Here is a 20,412-nt window from a genome sequence, read left to right on the forward strand (position 1 = left end):
TCAGCGAAGTCCCGGCACGTCCCGCAACAGCGTGGTCGCATATTGCATCAACGTGCGCAACATCCACGGCCCGAAGATCACCATGGCGACCACCGCCGCCACGATCTTGGGAATGAAGGTCAGGGACATTTCCTGAACCTGGGTGACCACCTGCAGGATGCTGATGGTCACGCCCACCGCCAGCGTCAGCAACAACACGGGTGCGCAGATCATCAACCCCGTCCAGAACAGGTCGCTCATCAGCTGAATCGCAAGATCAGGCCGCATGCATGCTCCCGATTTCCAGCGCAGGCTCCGCGGCCACAGGCTCGTCCGCGAAGACCGATGCCAGCATCAACGGGTACACATTGGGATGGATCATGGGGTGGCTGTTCATTTCCAGCAGCCACACGCGATCGTCGGCGTCTATCACCGCATCCAGCGTGAACACGGAATTCTGTCGCAGCGACTCATCGATGCCACGATGCAGCAAGGGGCCGGCGTAACAGAACTGCGTGGCAATCTCTGTCGACACCGCATCCCAGACGTCGCGATTCTTGAGCGTGACCCGGTCATGCGGGGTGAGGTAGCGGAAGTCGAGCATCACTTCCACGCCTTCAGGCACCACGGAATCCAGTTGATAGCCCTGCCATGCCAGGATCTGCACGGATGCGTCCAGGTCCATCACCAGGTCGAAATTGCCACGCGGCTGCGTGGCAATTTCGCGCAGTGTGCGCCGGCCGTCGCCGACGATCTGGGGCGGCGTCAACACCTCAAGCGCCGCCGGTTCGCCGTTCCAGAACCACGCCTTCGCGCTACGACCGCGGATGAATTGTTCGCAGAACTCGCCCGGTTCCAGCATCAGGCCGCCCAGGGGCGGAGCAAGCGGGCCGAACGGCCCGCGAATGCCCACGCCGAACGAGCTGATAGCTGGTTTGACGATATAGTCCGGCACGAGCTCGGGACCTTCCGTCCAAAATGCCGTGACCCGCAGCCCATTGGCCAGGGCGTAGTCCTTGAATAGCATCTTGTCCGTGGACAGCCCCCACGACTTCACCGGATACGGCATCCAGCCGATGAAATCGCCGTCCCCGGCGAACGGTCGCTGATACATCGTGCGGCCCTCGTGCTGGCGAACAAAGCGCGGGTACAACACGACCGTGCGCCCGCCGCACCGCAACGTCAGCTCGAACGTCAAGGGATCCAGCGACGCGTCCGCGCCATGTGCAAGCGCCCATTCACGAATGGGATGCAGATGCTTGATGGGACGGAACAAGAAGTACATGTAAAACCCGGAGCAAACGGCGACTGCGGCGTATCAGCGCGAATTCTTGGAGGCTTGACGGCGCGTCAGACGCATGTCAAGACGAAACTCATATTGTCAGAACATATATGTTGTAACTGCCAAAGAACGCAAAGATCCTGACGGAACTTTGCGTTCAGCCTTGTTTACTGCGGTCTTTCGTACTTGACGCTACCGGCTATCACCCGCCTTGTTACATTGTCGGTATTGGGGGTGGTGTAGTGCATGAGGTAACGCGGAAACAGGATCAGGTCGCCTTCACAGGGCTGGATGATATTTACCAACGCGTGGCGGGGCACCACGAAGCCGCCCCTGCCGACCGTGCCGCGCGGGTCCATCAGCACCAACTGGCCGCTGCCATCCTTGGGCATGGTCAGGTAATAGACAAAGGCCAGATCCGAACCTTCGTGATAATGCGCATGAACTGCATCCTTGGCCTGCCCAGACCGCTGCACCACGAACCACATGGTATGGTCGCGCCGGGCCTGCCGCACCTGGTCGCCGTAGACCTGCGCCGCATAGTCGTCGCATTCCTCCAGAATCAGCTGGCGGATGGCCTTGAGTTGAGGATTGCGCGTGCGCTTGAATATGCCCGTGTCGTAACGGGTATAAAGTGTTTCCAGCGTGGCCGAGCGCCTCTCGTCGTTCAATAGACGGCCCTGGTTGCGCTCCGAAAACGCCTGTAGAGCGTCATGCAGCCCAGCATCCACCCGACCGCTTTCGCGCAGGTTGTAATGCATGATCGGAGTGGGCCACAACCATTGGATTTCGCGGGACATGGATAAACCAGGCAAGCACACGCGGCGCGCCTTTCGCGCCGCTACATTCCTAAGTTATCCCCCCGGTCTAAAGTCAGTTTAGGGGTGGAAATCAAATATTTTCTTCGGCCACGAAAAAAAAGCGCCGCGGTGGCGCCGGCGCTCTCGCCTGACTTGCGAAAACCTACTGATCGACCAACTTCATGCCGCAGTTCGTCTGCCTCACCCTGCAAAGCGCGCCGAACCACTCGCGCCCGCCGCTTGCATGCCCTTGGCGCGTTCGATAATCGTGCAACAGCATCGCAAACGGGCACTACGCGGCACTGGCGCTCTTCGGAACAAACAATGCGTGCGCGCCATTGGCCAGGTATGCCCCGTTCACGCCATCGAATCTGCGCGCCGCATCTGGCCATGCAATGAATTTCCGGTCGACCCTGGTTCCGCGCTGACCGGTCGCCGCGTCGATGGTTACCAACTTCTCCGCGCGCGCCTTTGCCTCGCGCAGCACGATCGCCACGAATGCCTCGGTATTCTCGTCACCCGCCGGAATTGATGCCCGCAGCTCGCCGTTGAGAAGGGAATCCGGAAGAAAGTCCGCCGCTCTTGACCTCAAAAGGCTGACCAGCCCTGACCCGACCAGCGCGTAGATCCACCCCTTTCCCGAGGGATGACGTTTCACATAGCGATTTTGAAAATCCGCTTCGGAGATGATGGAGGAATCCACGATCGTTACATGAACCCCTTCACACGCATCGATTCGAGTCCTGTATCCCGGCCGCTCGACGTCCGGCTGCTCCTGCATGTTGATGAGCCGGATAGAGGGACGGGCTTTCATGAGCGCGCCAGCGAATTCAGCCTCATCCACTGAAGTCATGAATAAGCACTGTTGAATCATCTTGGAGTCAGCCACGGGTCGCCCTGTTCCGGTTCCGCAATACATGCGCCCACGCCAGGATCACTGGCATGAATCCAGCCCTTACCGATCCACCGACTTCATATCGCAGCTGGTCTCCTGCACGTCGCATAGCCCCCGAAACCACGCCCGCCCCGCCAGTCGCTCGCCTTTGGCGCGCTCGACGATTTCATCCTGCGGCGAGCGTTTGCGGTCAACCAGATAGTCCAACAGCACCCAGTCCTCGTGGCAGGCGCGAATGCCCTGAACTTTTCCCACGGCGGTCAGCCAGTCGCTGCCCAGGTCCACCAGGCGCTCGCTGGCGGCGTCCGGCTTGGCATAGCCGCGCGCGGATTGAATGCCGACCCGTGCATCGTCCGCGAGGATCCAGCCTTCGCCCTTGTAGACCTTGCGCGGCGCACGCTCCGGATATTCCTCCTCGTTGTAGGCGTCGCTGGCATTGGCGATCCTGAGCCAACCGTCCTTCGCTTCCTTCACGTCGAAGGTGACGCTGTAGGAATACTCCGGCTCGCCGGCGGCGGGCCTGGCGGGGATCTGGCCCAGGGCCTTGGCACCGGCGGACGGCGCGTCGCGCACGGTGATCGAGGGCTTGTCGTAGTTGGCCCAGGCGCTGAAGGCGCAGGTGGTCGCGCCCGCGGGGGCTTCGGCTTGGACAGGGGCGGCGATGACCGGCGTCGCGGCCAGCAGCGCCAGCGTCAGCGCGGCGATCGAAGCGGTCAGACGGGGACGAATGTGCATGAAATCTCCAAAGCGTCGACGATCCGGGCCCGGCCGGTCCTCAAAATCCCGCAAGCCGGATTGCTATCCAACTGACGGGCGGCGGTCCACCGGCGTGGGTGTTTCTGTTTATCGGGCAGTTCCGCGACTGTATCAAACCCGCCGCCAGCGGCCGCTTCAGCGGAACCGCAGGTGCCGGCGCTGCAGCTGCGCCACCGTCCGGCAGCCCATCAGCTTCATCGCGCGCTCGATCTCCACGCGCATCTGTTCCAGCGCCCGTTCCACGCCGGGCCGTCCGGCGGCGGCCAGCGGGAACAGGTAGTAGCGGCCCAGCCCCACGGCCTTGGCGCCCAGCGCCAGCGCCTTGAGCACGTGCGTGCCGCGCTGCACGCCGCCGTCCATCATCACGTCGATGCGGTCGCCGACGGCGTCGACGATCTCGGCCAACTGGTCGAAGGCGCTGCGCGAGCCGTCGAGCTGGCGGCCGCCGTGGTTGGACAGGACGATGCCGGTGCAGCCGATGTCGACGGCGCGCCTGGCGTCCTCGACCGACATGATGCCCTTCAGGCAGAACTGGCCGCCCCACTCGCGCACCATGGCGGCGACATCGTCCCAGGTCATGGCGGGATCGAGCATCTCGGTGAAATAACGGCTGATGGACATGGCGCCGCCGCCCATGTCGACGTGGCCGTCGAGCTGCGGCAGGCGGAAGCGTTCGTGGGTGGCGTAGTTGATGGCCCAGGCCGGCTTGATGGCGAACTGGGCGATGCCGGCCAGGTTCAGGCGGAACGGGATGGCAAAGCCGGTGCGCTTGTCGCGCTCGCGGTTGCCGCCGGTGATGCTGTCAACGGTCAGCATCATGACCTGCACGCCGGCGGCCTTGGCGCGCGCCATCATGTCGCGGTTCAGGCCGCGGTCCTTGTGGAAGTAGAACTGGTAGACCTGCGGGCCGCCGCTGATCCGGCGCGCCTCTTCCAGGCTGACGGTGCCCAGCGACGACACCCCGAACATGGTGCCGAATTTGCCGGCGGCGGCGGCCACGGCGCGTTCGCCGTCGTGGTGGAACAGGCGTTGCAGCGCGGTGGGCGAGCAATAGACCGGCATGGCCAGCTTCTGTCCCATGACGGTGACGGACATGTCCACATCCGCCACGCCGCGCAGCACGTCGGGCACCAGGTCGCAGGCCTCGAAGGCCTCGGTGTTGCGGCGGTAGGTGGTCTCATCGTCGGCGGCGCCGTCGATGTAGTTGAAGATCGGGCCGGGCAGCCGCTGGCGCGCCATGCGGCGAAAGTCGTGGAAATTCTGGCACTGGTTCAGGCGCATCGGGGGACCTTTTATCTACGCTGCACGTACAAACGACATACCGGTTGCCACCTCGCCGGCGGTGCAAACCACTGGACCGCTGGCGGTCCGGGTCGGGCCGGTCGCCAGGGCATGGAGCGGAATTGTAGTCCGACGCGCCGGGGCGGCCGCTTGCAGACATCACATGTCGGACAGGGCGGCCCTGGAGTCTGATACCGTTTGCGTTGTCGCCCCGCCCTTGCCGCCATCATGCCCCACCGCCCCGACCTGTTCTCGCCGCCGCCCCGCCAACGCGCCGCCCGCGCCAACTCGCTGCTTTGGCTCCTGGACCCACTGGAGCGTGACCCAGGCTATCTGCGCCGCAAGATGTTCGGCTGCGACGCCGCCTACCTGGACGGCGCGCTGTACCTGGTGGTGGCCGACCGCGAAACGCCCTGGAACGGCGTGATGGTGTGCACCTCGCATGAGCGCCACGCGGCGCTGCTGGCCGACATGCCGAGCCTGCTGCCGCACCCGGAACTGGGCAAGTGGCTGTACCTGCCGCAGACCGACGAGGCGTTCGAGACGCTGGCGACCCGGTTGGTGGAGCTGGCGTTGGCGCGCGATCCGCGCCTGGGCGTGGTGCCCAAGCCGCGGGCGCGGCGGCGCAAGTCCTGGCGGGGCGAGGAATAAAGCGCGCCGGCGCGCCCTTGCGCCGCGCGGCATGCCCTTACGGCTGCCAACATGGCGACGGGCGTGAAATCATCCGAACGCTGCGGTGAACCGATAAGGAGCCGAGTCGGTTCACATCGATCCGGCCGGGTCGCCAAACACCTCGCGCCAGGGCCGCGACAGCACATCGGCGTCCGCCGTCGACAGGTATTGCGGCGCCCCCCGCGCCATGGCGGCAAACAGCAAGGCGTCGCTAGCCCCGTCCCACGGCGCCGCGAGCGACTCGTCGACCTCGCCGTCCTCGTCCACTTCGCGAATGAACGCGGCGTCGCCATCGACGGCCTGGGCGCGTTGCCGCAGCAGGCCGTGGATCTGCAGCAAGCCGCCATGCACGGGCGAACGCGCCCCGCCCCGACGGCTCGCGGCGGCCAGCACGCCATACCATTCAGATTGCGGCGGCGCATCGGCAGGCGTGGGGACGCCCTCTTCGTCTTTCGACCAGCGTTCCCAGGCGCGGCCGTAGCGGTCCCAGCCGTCGGCAGGCAGATCGGCGCCCAACGCCCGCGCCTGTTCGCGCGTCAGTTCGGGAATGCGGGCCAGGATGTCGACCACCGCCTCGCCGTGCGGGCCGAACAGCGCGCCCAGCGGCAGCGGCTGCAGCAGTTCGATCGCGGCGGCGCGCCAGTAGCCGGGTTGCGCCACCAGTCCGGACATGTCGCCCAGTTGCGTCACGCGCACGCGCCACAACTGCCCGGGCCAGCGGCGGCCCAGCGTCATGGTGGCAATGGATTGATCGACGACCAGCCAGGGCGGCTCTGCGCGCGCCAGGCGGACGTGGTTGCCGGCGCGTTCAAGCGCCATGTCGGGATCGGCGGCGTCGAACCAGAAACCGTCGCGGTCGGAAGAGGCGGGGGTAGAAGTCGTCATGGCCGTCATTATCTGTCCAAAGCGTCGGTCCAAGGCGTCGATCCAAGGCGTCGATCCAAAGCGGCGGCCGGCGCGCGAACGGCCGCCGGGCATCCCGCCCCTCGGGCCACGTCATTGGCCGGGACGGCGGCGCCTCAATCCGCGGCGGCCCGTTCGGGCGCCAGGGCCTCCTCCAGCCGGTTGCCGCCCAGGGACTTGGCGCGATACAGCGCCAGGTCCGCACGCGCCAGCGCGTCGGCCAGCGGCGGCACGTCCTCGTCGAAACAGGCCAGGCCGATGCTGACCGTGGCGGCGATGCCCAGGCCGTCGGCCGGGTTGGCGACGGTGGTGGCAAAGCGGCGGGCCGCCGCCGCCCCCAATTGATGGGCGCGGCGGGCGTCGTCACTCGCCAGCAGCGCGGCGAATTCCTCGCCGCCAAGGCGCGCCAGGATGACCTGCGGCCCGAGCGCATCCCGGGCCACGGTGGCGAACGCCGCCAGCACCAGGTCGCCGGTATGGTGGCCGTAGCGGTCGTTGATGGCCTTGAACTGGTCCAGGTCGAACGCCAGCACGGCGATGGGCTCGCGCCCCGCGCTGGCCGCGATGAGGCGCGCGCCCTGCTCGAAGAACCAGCGGCGGTTGCCCAGCCGCGTCAGGTAGTCGGTCTGCGACTCGCGCACCAACTGCGCATGGGTTTCCTCGCGGATCAGCTTGATCAGCGTCATTGGCAGCAGCACCGAATACAGCACGCCTTCGTACATGGTGATATTGCTGGCCAGCAACTGCACCGACGGCCCCTCGACGGCAACCCACCACGGCAGCAGGAAGGTCCGGCAGAAATAGATCAACGCATGGATGCCCGCGACGGCGATGGCGAAGTTGCGGGTCTTCAGCGTCTTCATGGAATCGCAGCGCAGCAGTTCCCAGGCGGTCAGCGCGCTGACCAGCGCAATGGGAAAGGCGCTGACGTATTTCCAGACCACGTCCTGCCCCGGCACGCCGGCCGCCAGCCAGATCAGCGCCATGACCGCCAGCAGGCCCACCGAACGCTTGCGGTAATGGCGCCCGCTGAGCGAGGCAACGCTGTTCAGCACCAGCAGGTAGCCGCTGAGGATGACCAGATTGCTCAGCGGCGCGCCGATCGCGGCAGGCATGTCGGCGCGGAACAAGGCGCAGATACAGCCCACGGCCAGCGTGCCGAAACCGGCCGCCAGGATGCCCAGCGAACGGCTGCGGTTGGGGTGGGTCCGGTGCTCCCAGAACGTCAGGCCGGCACTGGCCAGCAGCGTTCCGATGGTGATGAAGTAAAGGGTGAGCAGATCGACGTGCATCTCGGCCGGAAAGAGGTGGCACGCCAGGAGGAAATTGCGGCGGCGTTCGCAATTTTAGGGGGAAATCCGCCGCGGATATGTGACGGGGCGGCCGCTATCGGGGCAATAAGTCCCTAATTAAGCCGCCCCGCCCGCTTGGTGTCAGAAGCGATACGTCACGCTGCCCACCACGGTGCGGCGGGTGCCGAAGAAGCAATCGCCACGGGCAAGGCACGTGCCCACGTACTGTTTGTCGAACAGGTTGGTGACGTTCAGCGCCAGGCGCATGGGACCCGCATCGTAGGCCAGCACGGCGTCATACAGGGTGACGGCGGGCACGCCGTTCTGGCCGGTGCCGTCGTCGCTGCTGCCGTTGTAGCGCACGCCCGCCCCCGCCAGGAAGCCCGGGGTCCCCATCACGCTGAAGCGGTAGTTGGCCCAGAACGACGCCATGTGCCGGGGAATGCTGGCCAGTTGGCGCCCCTGTTCGGCCGGCGTGCCCTTGGCCACCTTGGCGTCCAGGAAGGTGTAGGTGGCCACCAGATCGACATTGCCCAGCGACGCCAGGGCTTCCAGTTCGGCGCCCTTGGTGCGGGCCTCGCCGACCTGCACCGTGTCGGCAATGCCGTTGACCACGCCGGCGACCTTGCGGTTTTTCTCAGTCATGTCGAACACGCTGGCGGTGACCGTCAGGTTTTCACCCGGCGGCTGGTACTTCAGGCCCGCCTCCCATTGCTTGCCGCGCAGCGGCTTGAACGCCTGGTTGGCACGGTTGAAGCCGGCCAGGCCCTGGAACGATTCCGAGTAGCTCAGATAGGGATTGAGGCCGGCCTCGGAGCGGTACATCAGGCCAAAACGCTTGCTCATTTCGCTGTCATCGCGCGACCCGGACGGCGTATCGTCCACCGACGCGCGCGAGCGATCGTGGCGCAGCCCCAGCATCAGCAGCCAACGCTCCCATTCGAGCTGCTCCTGCATATAGAGGCCCAGTTGGTTGCCGCGCGAGGTGGGCGCGCTGACCGTCGAGGTGGGCGGCGTGAAGTTGCCGTACACGGGGTTGTGCACGTCGATGGGCGCGACCGTGCCGCCCACCCCCTGGCGCGCATCCAGCACGGAACGCTGGTAGTCGATGCCGGTCAGCAGGGTGTGCCGGATCGGGCCGGTCTGGAACTTGAACTGGCCCTGGGTGTCGACCACGAACTGCTTGAGGGTCGGCTGGTTCTGGTAGATCACGCGGCGCAGCAGCGTGTCGCTGCCCGGCACCCAGCCGTGGCCGGCGCCGTTAAAGCCAGCGGTGTAGATGCTGCGATAGTCGACCTCGCTGTGCGTGTAGCGCAGGTTCTGCCGCACCGTGACGTTGTCGTTGAAGGCGTGCTCGAACTGGTAGCCCACCGCGCTCTGCCTGGCGGTGTACTTGTCGAAGTCGGGTTCGCTGACGAAGAAGTCCTGCGGGATGCGGCCGGCCGGCGTGCTGGTGAGCGTGCCGCGCCACGGGAAGAAACCGACCATCGACCCGCTATTGTCTTTCTGGAAATTGGCCAGCAGCGTCAACGAGGTCGCGGCGCTGGGCCGCCAGGTCAACGACGGCGCGATGAAATAGCGGTCGTCGTCGACGTATTTGACCGAGCTGTCGCTGTCGCGCCCCAGCGCGACCACGCGATACAGCCACTTGCCGTCTTCGTCGATCGGGCCGGTGAGGTCGGCCTGGATCTGCTTGCGGTTGTGGTTGCCGTAGCTGACGCCGATCTCGCGCATCGCTTCGGGCTGCGGCCGCTTGCTGATCTGGTTGACGATGCCGCCGATGGCGCCCTGCCCGTACAGCATGCCCGACGGCCCGCGCAGGATCTCGATGCGCTCCAGCGCGTAGGGATCGGGCCGGGTGTTGTTGTAGGACCCCACGGCGTTGAGCAGGCCGTCGAGGTATTGGGTGGAATCGGTGCCGCGGATCTTGATGGAGTCGCCGCGATTGTCCGGCCCGAACGCGCCGGCCGTGACGCCGGCGGTATAGCCCGCGGCCTGCTGCACCGACTGGGCGCCCTGCAGCGTCATGCGATCCTGGGTGATGACGCTGATCGACTGCGGCGTTTCCATCACCGGGGTGTCGGTCTTGGTGGCGGTGGCGGCGCGCTTGGCGACAAAGCCCTGCACGGGGCCGACCGCGGTCTGTTCGACATCGCTGCCCGTGACGGTGACGGCGGGCAAGTGGACCTCGGCAGGGGCGGACTGCGCCAGGGCGGCGCCCGGCAGGCCCAGGCCGAATACGATCAAAGGCAATTGCCGGGCCCGGAAATGCACCGGGCGCCGGCGGGACGAAAGGCGTACAGCCATGGAAACTCCGTTCACACATGAATAATAATAAGAACCAGTCTTATTACATTTAGGAGCGGAATTATAGCCACACTGTTTCAGCTGAATGCCAGGATCAATGGTTTTATGACAATGGGAATTGATCCCGGAATTATGATGACCGCCGCTTCCGATCCGTGACGCATCTCGCGCAGCGGATAAGCCGACCTTTGGAAGGCCGGGAACTCGCGCGGGCCGCGGGCGGCCCGACGCTCCAGGCTCCACCGAAACACCTGGTGGCAAACCGTGGCAGCCTGCAACGGTGCCCCGCGCTGGCTGGGGTTCAATAGCGCCACGCGGCGCCCGGACAATCCCGCCGCGGCCCCGCCGCGCGCTTGCGCCGGCGCCCCTCCCCCTTTCGAGGTCCCGCCCCCATGGCCAATCGATCCTATCTGTACAGCCTGAGCAACCGCCCCGCCAGCTATGCCGACCGGCCCGAAACGATCTGCGGCCTGTCCGAATGGCCGTATGCCGTCCCGTTCTCCTACCGCTTGCTGATGTCGGGCGATCCGCAGTTGTGCGCGTCCTTGATCGCCGACGGCCTGGAAGACGACGAGCCGCAACGGCGCACCCGGCTGTACGCCATCAGCAGCCGCTTCGAGCCCGGCCTGGCGCGCATCAAGCGCTTTGCCGAGATCGTGCGGGCGGCGGTGGGCGGCGCCGCGCCCGCGACGGCAGCGACGCCAGCGGCCGAGCCGGCGCCATCGCTGCTCGGCAGGATCCGGCGGCTGTTCTCGTCCGCCGACGCCGCGCCGGCCAGGCCTGCGACCACGGCCCCGACCGAACTGCTGGCGGCCCTGGACGAGACCATCGCCTTTCTCGAAGCGCACCGCGACGACTACCTGCTGCTGGAGACCATCGAACTGGACGTGATGGCCGAATCGGAAGAGGCCGCGCTCAAGGCGAGCGTGGAAAAAGAGCTGGCGCGTTGCCGCCAGGCGGGCGCCGCGCTCGACGCGCTGCCAGCCGATCCGGTCGAGGCCGGCCGGCAGTTGCTGGCGGCCACCCGGGAACGCGGCGCCGCGCCGCTGGATGCCCTGCACGGATTGCGCTTGGACGACAGCTTCGATGGCGGCCGCAACCAGCGCGTGGACTACATCCTGGGGCTGATGTGGAGCGAGGTGCTGTACTTCGACCTGCTTGACCGCGCCGAATTCGAGGCGCGCCAGCGCGAGGCGCAGGCGGAGTGACACCCGGCCGGCGGCCTTGCGGCGGCCCCCTGCACGCATTGTCCCCTGCCCGCTTTGCCCCCTGCCCGCTTCGGCCCCGCCCCTACGGCACGACGCCCGCCGCCCGCCGCAACGCCTGCCGGTTCTCGCGCACCCACGCCGCCAGGCCCTGCGTGGCGATGCGGTGCGCGGCGTTGAAGGTCCGCGCCGGATCCCACGCCACCCCACGCCCTTGCGCGAACACGGCGCGGTACTTGCGCATCGGGTCGCCAGGCGCGGCGGCCAGCTCGCGCATCAGCGCCGGCACCGTCCGGGCCTGGCGCTGTGTCTCGATGCCGAGCGCCCGGTCCACCGTGTCGGCCAATTGGCGATAGCTCACGGTATCGCCGGCCACGTACACCACCTGGTTGGCCAGGCGCGGCTCGGCGCGCAGGATCGCGGCGGTCAGGGCGCCGATGTCGTCGGCGGTGGTGACGGTCACTTGCGTATCCCAGCCGCCCAGCGCGTTCACCCGCCGCGCCGCCAGGTCGACCACGCCGAAGGCCGGTTCGAACAGGAAGCTGGTGAACATGCCGGTCGAGACGATCAGCCACTCCGTGGCGGACTGCGCCCGCAGCATGTCGCGCACGTCGAGCTGCTCGTCGAACAGGTCCTGCGGACTGCCCCGACCGATGAGGTCGTAGTCGACGCCGAACTGCCAGGGCACGAAGCGCCGCACGCCACCGTCCAGCGCGGCGCGCGCGATCTTGCGCTGCACGCCGGGGCCGCCCACGAAGCCGGTGCACGACACCACGGTGCCGAAGCGGCCGAACAGCGCGGCCAGCTCGGCGGTCGGTTGCGCCAGCAGGTCGCCGCTCACGATCTGCACGCCCAGCGCGCGCAGGGTGGCGAGATCGCGCTGCTTTTGCGGATCGTCGGTGCGCTGGGACGACGGGCGCAGCAGCACCGCGAGCGTGCCCGGGGCCGCGTGCGGCGCCAGGCCGCGCAGCATGGCCAGGCCGAGCTGGCCCGCGCCCAGCACCAGGGTTGCATCGGGATTCGACATAGGAAACTCCACAGACAAGAATGAATGCGGCCGGCGCGGACATTGCGCCGCGGCCCGGCCTTCGGACGCAGGCAGTGTAGGAGCGCCCGCCGGCGCCATTGTTCGCCGCGCCTGAACACACAAAGCGCGATCCGCGAACTGGCCTCGCCGCCTCGCTCGGCCGGGCGCTTGCTAACATCGCCCTTCCCTATCCGCATCGCCGCAGACCGCCCATGGACAAACTTCAAGCGATGACGACTTTCGTGCGGGTCGTCCAGGCACAGAGCTTCAGCAAGGCCGCGGCCACGCTGGCGCTGCCGCGCTCGTCGGTGACGACGACCATCAAACAGCTCGAAGCGCTGCTGGGCACGCCGCTGCTGCGCCGCACGACGCGCAGCCTCAGCCTGACCGAGGCCGGCGCGCGTTACTACGCCGCGTGCCAGGCCATCCTGGCGCAGATCGCCGAAGCCGAGCATGCCCTGGCCGCCGACGCGCAGACACCACGCGGCCGGGTGCGGGTGGACATGCCGGGCGCCATCGGCCGCGCCCTGGTAGTGCCGCGCCTGCGCGAGTTCGAGGCGCGCTATCCGGATATCGAGCTGGTGCTGGGCCTGAACGATCGCCCGTTGGACCTGGTGCATGAAGGCATCGACTGCGCGATCCGCAGCGGGGCGCTGGCCGATTCCACGCTGGTGGCCCGGCCGCTGGGCCGGTTGAGCTGGCTCACCTGCGCATCGCCGCTGTACCTGGCCCGATTCGGCGAGCCGGACTCGGTGGCGGCGCTGGCGGCGCATCGGGTCGTCAATTACCTGTCGAACGCCAGCGGCCGGCCGCTGGACTGGCGCTTCCGTGTCGATGGCGAGGACGTGGCGCTGGCGCTGCCCGGACGCTACGCGGTCAACGAGACCGAGGCCTATCTGCATTGCGGCCTGGAGGGGCTGGGCCTGATCCAGTTGTCCGAGCTGGCCGCAGGCATCTACCTGCGCAGCGGGCGCCTGCGCGAGGTGCTGGCGCAGGCGCGTTGCGCGCCGGTGCCGATCGCCATCGTCTATCCCCAGGCGCGCGCGACGGCGGCGGTGAAGACGTTCGTGGAGTGGGTCATCACGATCGCGCGGCAGGACCTGCCCGCCTGAAACGCGCCAGCCGGCGTGGCCTTGCCGGGTGCGACATCGCATCGCCCGCGGCGCGCACGCCGCACGGCGTGACAAATCCGTCACTCATCTACAATCCGGGGTCATAGTGGTCGCCCGCCAGGGCGGCAGGTCCGTAGCCCCAGGTAGCATGACCCGCGCGAAGAAACCCGCTCCCAGAAAGAGAAGCTCCACCTCCCGCTCCCAAAGCCGCGCCGCCGGCCGTGTGCCGCGTTTCCTGCGCGCGCTGATCGTCAGCTCGCTGGCCAGTTTTGGCGCCGCCACCTATGTGCTGCATCCGCAATGGAAGATGCCCGCGGCGGTCGGCGACATGCTGTCGCGCCTGGAATGGCCGTCGTTGCAACGCAGCGCGCCGGTGGCCCTGCCCGCGCCCAACGCGGCGCTGGTGCAGACCGCCTTCAGCGACTGTCCGCAGTTCTTCCCGAACGCGCAGCCGCCCGCGGTGCCCGCCGCGCAACGCTTGCGCGAAGTCTGTTTTTCCTCGTTCGCCATCCTGCACAACGGCGCGACCAAGACGCCTGTGTTCGTGGCCGAGCGGCTGAACCGCGAGAACCTGGCGCAGGCCAAGGGACTGCACCGCACCGACAAGTTCTACGCCGAGGCGCGGGTGCCGCGCGCCGAGCGTTCGGAGCTGGATGACTACCGCGGCTCGGGCTACTCGCGCGGCCACATGGCGCCGGCCGGCGACATGGCCACGCCCGAGGCCATGGCGCAGAGCTTTTCGCTGGCCAACATGGTGCCGCAGGACCAGAGCCACAACGCCGGCCCGTGGAGCCGCATCGAGCAGGACACGCGCCAATACGTGATGCGGGCGGCGGGCGACGTATACGTGTTCACCGGGCCGGTGTATGGCGACCGCCCCAAGACCATCGGCGCCGGCGTGGCCGTGCCCACCTATCTGTACAAGGTCGTGTACGACGCCACCACGCACCGCTCGTGGGTGCATTGGCAGGCCAACAGCGCCGGCACCAAGGCCGGGCCGCCGATCGGCTACGAAGAATTCGTCAAGCGCACGGGGCTGCGGCTGCTGCCGCAATAAGCGCGCGCGGTGCGCGCCGGCGCCCTCTGGCGATTCAGCCCGGCGCCGTGTCGTAGATCACCGGCATGCGCCCGCGCCACCGCTCCCAGGCCGCGCCGCCCATGGCCAGCTCCGCCATGAAATGCGCGACGTTGATGCGGCTGGTGCGGCCTGCGTCGAAGATGGCGCTGCGGACCGGCGAAGGATGCGCCTCGTAGCCGCTGACGGCATCCCGGTCGACCAGGCTGTCGGGCCGCACGACGGCCCATTCGATCGCGGGATGCGCCTGGCCGACCACGGCGCGCAGATAGTCGGCGGCCGCTTCGTTGTCGGCGTGCGGCGGCACCAGCGCGCGCACCAGCGCCACCACGGCGCGCTGCGCCAGCGAGAGCGGCTCGCGCAAGTCGCGGTTGCTGTTGCCGGCGGTGTTCATCAGCACGAACCTGACCGGCCGGCCCGGCGCATTCGCCATGACGGCCTCGCACAGGCGCCGCACCGCATCGGCCACCAGCCGCCGCGGCTGGCCGTAGATGCCGCGCAAGCTCATGCCATGGCCCAGGCACGACGCCACCGCCGTGCAGCCCGCCACGTGACGCGCCATCGTGGCCGGGTCCAGGTCCAGCACACTGGCCTGGACCAGCGACAGCCGCGGATCACCCGCCCACGCCCGCAGCGCATCCGGCGAGCGCAGCAGCGCCCTGACCGGCTCGCCGCGTTCCAGCAGTTGGCCGACCAGCAGCCGCCCGGTCGCCCCGCTGGCGCCGACCACGAGTGTCGTCATCGCCGATCCTCTTGATATGCATGGCGTGATTGGTAACCAAGGATTGTATCTGGCCCCTTCATCGCGGATTCAGGCAAAATGAGCCGCGCGCGAGACCGCGTTGCGGCCCGGCGACGGGCACGGCAAGGCGACGCGCGCCGCATCTGTCGCATAAAAAGGAAAACGATGAAGAACGCCACCCGCATGGGCAGCCTGACCGCCGCGTTGCTGCTTGCCTGCGCTGCCGGCAATGCCATGGCGGCATCCACGCCCGCCGCCTCCACGGCCCCGGCCAAGCCCGCGCCGGCGCAGGCAACGCCAACGAAGGAAACGCCGGCAAAAGACACGCCGGCCCAGCCCGCGCCCGCCACCGACGACGCCCTGGACAACGCCAATACCGGCCCCATCAGCGAGGCCGAATACATGACCCGGGCGGAGATGTCGTTCAACAAGCGCGACGTCAACGCCGACGGCTATCTCAGCCGCAGCCCCCTGCTCCAGGAAGCCACCGTCGAACAGGTCGTGGCCATGGACACGGACGGCGACGGGCGCATCAGCAAGGCCGAATACCTGGCCTACATGCTGAAGAACTTCCGCGCCCGGCCCAAATTCGAGCACGGCATCAAGCGTTGAAGGCCCAGGCCCGCTACACCCTGCCAGGCCCCATCGCCGACTTCATTGGCGACGCCCCGCTCATCGCCGACCAGGTCGGCGAATCGCCCAGCCGGGTCTACCACTTCACCCGCGGCAACGACGTCTTCTTTCTCAAGGCGTCGGCGGCGGTGTATGCGCCCACCACCTACAGCGTGCGGCGCGAGGCGCAAGTGCTGCAATGGCTGGCCGGCCATCTGAACGTGCCGGAAGTGGTGCGGGTGGCGGACAACGCCGATGGCGAATTCATGCTGACGCGGCGCGTGCCCGGCGTGCCGCTGCAGGCGCGCATGGACGATGCCGACACCGCCATCGGGCTGTTCGGCGAGGCCCTGCGCCAATTGCGCGCGGTGCCGGCGGACGATTGCCCGTTCGACGCCGGCGCGCCGATGCGGCTGCGCGAGCTGGACTATCTGCTGGCGCGCCGCCTGTGCGCCGACGACCACGACCTGACGCAATGGCCCGGCCTGGCGACGCCGGCCGACCTGGTGGCGCGGCTGCATGCCACCCTGCCGCGGGAAGACCCGGCCTTCAGCCATGGCGACCTGTGCGACAACAACGTGTTCGTCGACGCCCGCGACCAGCTGCATTTCATCGACCTGGGCCGCGGCGGCGTGGCCGACCGCTGGCAGGACGTGGCCTTCATCCACCGCAACCTGCGCGACATTTCCGAGGACGCGGCGGCCGCTTTTCTCGGCACCCTGGGCGTCGCGGACGACCCGGCCAAGCGCCGCTTCTTCGAACAGCTGGACGAGCTGTTCTAGGGCGCTGGCCCGCGGATACGCGCGCATCCACGGGACAGCGCACCGGCCTTGGCGCGCAGCCGTGCGCGCCGCCGTCACGGACCGCTGGTATCCTCGCCACTGCCCCGTTAACGATTGGATACACAAGACGGAAATCGGCAATTACCCCGCCGGACCCCGCGTGCTAAGTTACGTCCCCGTTGATGCGGCCATGCGGCGCGCCAACGCCGATGCGCTTCCCCTTCCTTTCTTCACGACCATCATGCACAACAACCAAGATCGCGCCCCGGCCCTGGCCGGCAAGAAACGGATAGCCGGCCTGCGTGCGGTCGCCCTGGGCCTGGCCCTGGCCGCGACCGCCGCCACCTCCCTGGCGGGCGACCTGCCGCCGCGCGGCGGCGCCGCCACCCAGCAGCAGACGCAACAGCCGCAGACGCAACAACAGGCGCAACCCCAGGACGAAGGCCGCCTGCCGCCGCGCGGCGCGCCGGCCCCGGCCCCCGCGCAGCAGCAAGCCCAGGCTCCCGCCGGCACCGAACAGAAGACCGAGATCAAGAGCCAGGCCGCCTATGAGCGCCTGCTGCACAACAGCGGCATCAGCGTGCAATGGCTGTGGACCGACGCGCGCGGCAAGCTGAACGCGGTCGACGACAACGACGTGGTGCGCCTGGAAGGCGGCCACACCAACGAAAACGGCTCGGTGACGATCAAGGGCCAGGTGCTGTCGATCTCGGCCGACCGCTTCACGTTCCGCGGCACCATCCTGATCGTGGACGCGCCGGACAAGGGCCGCCGCTGCGAACGCACCGGCGACTACGAGTTCCGCGCCACCGGCAAGCGCAAGTACTGGCGCCTGCAGCAGATGGAAGCGTGCGGCGGCCTGACCGACTACGTCGACATCTACTATTGATCGACGCGCTGGCCCCGACGCGGCGCCGCCGGGCCGCCGCGTCGGGTTCAACGCCTGCGCCTACAAATGGCGATGGCTGCACGCCATCGGCTGGCCGACCAGCTCGCCAACCAGCCGCGCCAGCGCCTCGGCGCTGCCTTCTTCCAGGCAGTTGGCGCGGATCATGCGAAACCCCAGCGCCATGCTGAAATGCCAGTCCAGGTCGAACAGGTGGTAATCGCGCCCGTCGGCCGGATTGCGCCAGCGCACCGCCGGGTCCTCGTACGCCGCGCCGATGAAGTCGACGTGCGAGCCGAACGGCGGCAGTTCCTCCAACGGTTCATCCGAGCCCGGCAGGCTCGGCATTTCCAGGTTCTCGCCCACGCCGACGTACGGCTCGGGCCCCTCGTAGGCCAGCAGGATCACGCTGAACCCCGTCGGGTCGGCGTCGTAATGGGCGCGTTGCCCGGGATTGAGCAGCGCGCGGGCGGCCGGTCCAAGGCAGAAATGCGGGCTGCGCCAACTGCTGCGCTCATCGTCGAACGACGGATCGGGCACAATGCCATGCGCCGCCAGCAGCGCCAGTGTCTCTTCCATGGTGTCGTGATGCCGCACCGGCACCTCGGGCGGCAGATGGCCGGCGGACTGGTACAGCGCGATTACGTCGCCGGTCGTGCGCAGGCCTTCGCGGTACTGGAACGAGCCCTCTTTCAGGCCGGCCAGGCCGAGGCTCAGGTTGTCCAGAGCCTCGCGCGGCACGCGATCGCCACGCGGCTCCAGCAGGTAGCCGCCGGCCAGCAGGCGCGCTTGCAGCGCCGGCCAGTCGGGCGGCGGCAGATGGGGGTAGCGGGGAAAGATGAACTGATGATGTTCGGACATCCTGGGCAAGCCTCGTAATAGCGTATTCTTTGACGTTCAGGCAACCGCAAGGATATCTTGAATGAACCCGACCTTAATCAAGTGGCTGACCAGCGTCGGCTTTGGCCTGGTCATCGGCCGCGCCGCCTACGGTGTCATCAACTCGCTGCTGCAGATGGCCTTCGGCGTGGGCCAGCCCGGCGCCCCCTTCGACCCCGAGGCGCAGGATCGCATGCTGATCACCGGCAGTGTGCTGTGCCTGGTGGCGGCGGGGGTGACGGCGGCGGCGCTGCTGCGCGTGGCCGACAACCGGCGCCGCATCGCGTGGGGCTGCCTGGTGCTGGGCGTGACCCTGATACTGACGCTGGCGGCCGCCCTGCCGACGATGGACCTGGGTTCGCATCCGGCGGGGTCCTCCGAGGCGCGCGACGCCAAGACGGCGTTCTTCTTCTGGATGCTGATCTTCGGCCTGCCCTACCTGGGCGGCGGCCTGGCGCTGACGATCGGCGGCGCCGTCATGCTGCGCAAGTTCCGCAACGCGCCAGGGTCGGCGGCCTGACGCGGCCCCGGGGCATGCCGGGTACAATTTCCCCCGCGCTTGCCCTTGCCATCCCCCTTGCCGTTCCACCTGTCGTCCAAGCTTCTCGCCCATGTCCAATCTCATCGTCCACGGCGGCACGCCCCTGCGCGGCCGCGTCATTCCGTCGGCCAACAAGAACGCGGTGCTGCCGATCCTGTGCGCCACGCTGCTGACCGACCAGCCGCTGCGGCTGCATGGCGTGCCCGACATCACCGACGTGCGCAAGATCCTCGACATCTTCCGCACGCTGGGCAGCGAAGTGCGGCTGGATGAAAGCACCCGCACGCTGGACCTGCACCACCGCGACACCACCTTCGACGCCGCGCGCCATCGCCTGCCGGAAGAGATGCGCTCGTCCATCATGCTGGTGTCGCCGCTGCTGGCGCGCTTCGGCGTGGCGCGGCTGGAGGACAACGTCAAGGGCTGCACGCTGGGCGTGCGCGAGATCGATCCGCACGTCGACATCTTCCGCTCGTTCGGCGGCGAGGTCGAACGCGCCAGCGGCTCGCTGCTGGTGCGCAGCGCCGGCCCGCTCAAGCCGACCCACCATTGGCTGGACTACGCCTCGGTCACCACCACCGAGAACTTCGTGCTGTGCGCGGCCGCCGCGGCCGGCGAATCGACGCTGACCAATGCCGCGTCCGAGCCGCACGTGCAGGAGTTCTGCCGCTTCATGACGATGATGGGCGCCGATATCGACGGCATCGGCACCTCGCGCCTGACGGTGCGCGGCGGCGCCACCCTGCGCGGCGGCGAGTTCACCTTCGAGGAAGACTTCCACGAGATCACCACCTTCCTGGCGCTGGGCGCGATCACCGGCGGCGACGTGGTGGTGCGCAACAGCACGCCGTCCAACTTCCCGCTGATCGACCGCACCTTCGCCAAGTTCGGCGTCAGGATCGTGCACGAGAACGGCTGGTCGCGCGCGCTGCGCGACGGCCCGCTGAAGGTGCAGACGCCCTTCACCAGCAACGTGCTGACCAAGGTCGAAGCCGCGCCGTGGCCGTATTTCCCGGTGGACCTGTTGCCCATCTTCATCGCCCTGGGCGTGTGCGCCGAAGGCAACGCGATGTTCTGGAACAAGGTCTACGACGGCGCGCTGGGCTGGACCGGCGAGCTGTCCAAGTTCGGCGCGCACGTGTTCTCGTCGGATCCGCACCGCGTCATCACCTTCGGCGGCAATCCGTTGACGCCCGCGGTGGTCGAAAGCCCCTACATCATCCGCGTGGCGATCGCGCTGTTCATGATCGCCAGCAGCATCAAGGGGCGTTCCGAGATCCGCAACGCCACGCCGATCCGCCGCGCCCACCCGCGCTTCGTCGAGAACCTGCGCAGCCTGGGCGTGCAGGTCGAATGGACCGCCGAGGAATAGCGCGGGCGGTTT

21 protein-coding genes are annotated in these 20,412 nt (G+C 67.8%); 9 read left to right on the forward strand and 12 right to left on the reverse strand.

What is annotated here, in order from left to right; all coding sequences use genetic code 11:
* The 6 genes from fliQ to AC6CR5_RS08475 form a co-directional block, all read right to left on the reverse strand.
* Complete coding sequence (gene fliQ / locus AC6CR5_RS08450; protein WP_054507301.1) at positions 1-267, reverse strand: flagellar biosynthesis protein FliQ; 267 nt, start codon at positions 265-267, stop codon at positions 1-3.
* Complete coding sequence (locus AC6CR5_RS08455; protein WP_026382964.1) at positions 257-1,264, reverse strand: hypothetical protein; 1,008 nt, start codon at positions 1,262-1,264, stop codon at positions 257-259. The genes fliQ and AC6CR5_RS08455 overlap by 11 nt, the downstream gene beginning before the upstream one ends.
* Before the next feature lie 164 nt (positions 1,265-1,428).
* On the reverse strand, positions 1,429-2,061 hold the full coding sequence (locus AC6CR5_RS08460) for a putative 2OG-Fe(II) oxygenase (protein ID WP_026382965.1): 633 nt from the start codon (positions 2,059-2,061) through the stop codon (positions 1,429-1,431).
* A 292-nt stretch (positions 2,062-2,353) separates the two neighbouring features.
* A complete protein-coding gene (locus AC6CR5_RS08465; RefSeq protein WP_498085508.1) occupies positions 2,354-2,950 on the reverse strand; it encodes a DUF8467 domain-containing protein in 597 nt (198 codons plus the stop codon).
* 66 nt (positions 2,951-3,016) lie between these two features.
* The gene (locus AC6CR5_RS08470; RefSeq protein ID WP_498085509.1) at positions 3,017-3,691 is read right to left on the reverse strand and encodes a hypothetical protein; all 675 of its coding nucleotides are present in this window, start codon (positions 3,689-3,691) and stop codon (positions 3,017-3,019) included.
* Between the two features lie 156 nt (positions 3,692-3,847).
* On the reverse strand, positions 3,848-4,993 hold the full coding sequence (locus tag AC6CR5_RS08475; RefSeq protein ID WP_251200982.1) for an alpha-hydroxy acid oxidase: 1,146 nt from the start codon (positions 4,991-4,993) through the stop codon (positions 3,848-3,850).
* Between the two features lie 228 nt (positions 4,994-5,221).
* On the opposite strand from AC6CR5_RS08475, the gene AC6CR5_RS08480 reads away from it, so the two are divergent.
* Complete coding sequence (locus tag AC6CR5_RS08480) at positions 5,222-5,644, forward strand: hypothetical protein (RefSeq protein WP_251200981.1); 423 nt, start codon at positions 5,222-5,224, stop codon at positions 5,642-5,644.
* A 111-nt stretch (positions 5,645-5,755) separates the two neighbouring features.
* On the opposite strand, the gene AC6CR5_RS08485 is transcribed toward AC6CR5_RS08480, so the two are convergent.
* The 3 genes from AC6CR5_RS08485 to AC6CR5_RS08495 all read right to left on the reverse strand — a co-directional run bounded on the left by AC6CR5_RS08485 (position 5,756) and on the right by AC6CR5_RS08495 (position 10,167).
* Entirely contained in the window at positions 5,756-6,550 is a 795-nt protein-coding gene (locus AC6CR5_RS08485; RefSeq protein ID WP_498085510.1) for a hypothetical protein, read from the reverse strand.
* 134 nt (positions 6,551-6,684) lie between these two features.
* Positions 6,685-7,860, reverse strand: coding sequence for a GGDEF domain-containing protein (locus AC6CR5_RS08490; RefSeq protein ID WP_498085511.1), 1,176 nt, complete (start codon positions 7,858-7,860; stop codon positions 6,685-6,687).
* Positions 7,861-8,001: 141 nt separating this feature from the next.
* Entirely contained in the window at positions 8,002-10,167 is a 2,166-nt protein-coding gene (locus AC6CR5_RS08495; RefSeq protein ID WP_233639392.1) for a TonB-dependent siderophore receptor, read from the reverse strand.
* 392 nt (positions 10,168-10,559) lie between these two features.
* Between AC6CR5_RS08495 and AC6CR5_RS08500 the strand changes: the two genes are divergently transcribed.
* Positions 10,560-11,375, forward strand: coding sequence for a DUF7822 domain-containing protein (locus AC6CR5_RS08500; protein ID WP_054514965.1), 816 nt, complete (start codon positions 10,560-10,562; stop codon positions 11,373-11,375).
* Between the two features lie 82 nt (positions 11,376-11,457).
* Here the strand turns inward: AC6CR5_RS08500 and AC6CR5_RS08505 are convergent, their stop codons facing one another.
* Positions 11,458-12,399: an aromatic alcohol reductase gene (locus AC6CR5_RS08505; RefSeq protein WP_498085512.1), complete on the reverse strand. Its 942-nt coding sequence runs from the start codon at positions 12,397-12,399 to the stop codon at positions 11,458-11,460.
* A gap of 212 nt (positions 12,400-12,611) precedes the next feature.
* Between AC6CR5_RS08505 and AC6CR5_RS08510 the strand changes: the two genes are divergently transcribed.
* Both AC6CR5_RS08510 and AC6CR5_RS08515 read left to right on the forward strand, forming a co-directional pair.
* Positions 12,612-13,511, forward strand: a complete 900-nt coding sequence (locus AC6CR5_RS08510; RefSeq protein WP_006386343.1) for a LysR family transcriptional regulator — start codon at positions 12,612-12,614, stop codon at positions 13,509-13,511.
* 148 nt (positions 13,512-13,659) lie between these two features.
* Positions 13,660-14,568: a DNA/RNA non-specific endonuclease gene (locus tag AC6CR5_RS08515; protein ID WP_172999525.1), complete on the forward strand. Its 909-nt coding sequence runs from the start codon at positions 13,660-13,662 to the stop codon at positions 14,566-14,568.
* 34 nt (positions 14,569-14,602) lie between these two features.
* Here the strand turns inward: AC6CR5_RS08515 and AC6CR5_RS08520 are convergent, their stop codons facing one another.
* Positions 14,603-15,328 carry an NAD(P)-dependent oxidoreductase gene (locus tag AC6CR5_RS08520; RefSeq protein ID WP_020928219.1) on the reverse strand — a complete coding sequence of 242 codons (726 nt, stop codon included), beginning with the start codon at positions 15,326-15,328 and terminating at the stop codon, positions 14,603-14,605.
* Between the two features lie 165 nt (positions 15,329-15,493).
* Between AC6CR5_RS08520 and AC6CR5_RS08525 the strand changes: the two genes are divergently transcribed.
* From AC6CR5_RS08525 to AC6CR5_RS08535, 3 genes are all read left to right on the forward strand, one after another.
* Positions 15,494-15,940: an EF-hand domain-containing protein gene (locus tag AC6CR5_RS08525; protein WP_172999526.1), complete on the forward strand. Its 447-nt coding sequence runs from the start codon at positions 15,494-15,496 to the stop codon at positions 15,938-15,940.
* The gene (locus tag AC6CR5_RS08530; protein ID WP_498085513.1) at positions 15,937-16,722 is read left to right on the forward strand and encodes an APH(3') family aminoglycoside O-phosphotransferase; all 786 of its coding nucleotides are present in this window, start codon (positions 15,937-15,939) and stop codon (positions 16,720-16,722) included. The genes AC6CR5_RS08525 and AC6CR5_RS08530 overlap by 4 nt, the downstream gene beginning before the upstream one ends.
* Positions 16,723-16,963: 241 nt before the next feature.
* On the forward strand, positions 16,964-17,611 hold the full coding sequence (locus AC6CR5_RS08535; RefSeq protein WP_155873364.1) for a hypothetical protein: 648 nt from the start codon (positions 16,964-16,966) through the stop codon (positions 17,609-17,611).
* A 60-nt stretch (positions 17,612-17,671) separates the two neighbouring features.
* Here AC6CR5_RS08535 and AC6CR5_RS08540 read toward each other — a convergent pair whose 3' ends face one another.
* The gene (locus tag AC6CR5_RS08540; protein WP_149895211.1) at positions 17,672-18,469 is read right to left on the reverse strand and encodes a hypothetical protein; all 798 of its coding nucleotides are present in this window, start codon (positions 18,467-18,469) and stop codon (positions 17,672-17,674) included.
* Positions 18,470-18,530: 61 nt separating this feature from the next.
* On the opposite strand from AC6CR5_RS08540, the gene AC6CR5_RS08545 reads away from it, so the two are divergent.
* Together AC6CR5_RS08545 and AC6CR5_RS08550 are read left to right on the forward strand one after the other, a co-directional pair.
* Complete coding sequence (locus tag AC6CR5_RS08545; RefSeq protein WP_150100640.1) at positions 18,531-19,007, forward strand: hypothetical protein; 477 nt, start codon at positions 18,531-18,533, stop codon at positions 19,005-19,007.
* 91 nt (positions 19,008-19,098) lie between these two features.
* On the forward strand, positions 19,099-20,400 hold the full coding sequence (locus AC6CR5_RS08550) for a UDP-N-acetylglucosamine 1-carboxyvinyltransferase (RefSeq protein ID WP_020928225.1): 1,302 nt from the start codon (positions 19,099-19,101) through the stop codon (positions 20,398-20,400).
* Positions 20,401-20,412: the final 12 nt, after the last annotated feature.

The organism is Achromobacter sp. EG18 (assembly GCF_059759395.1).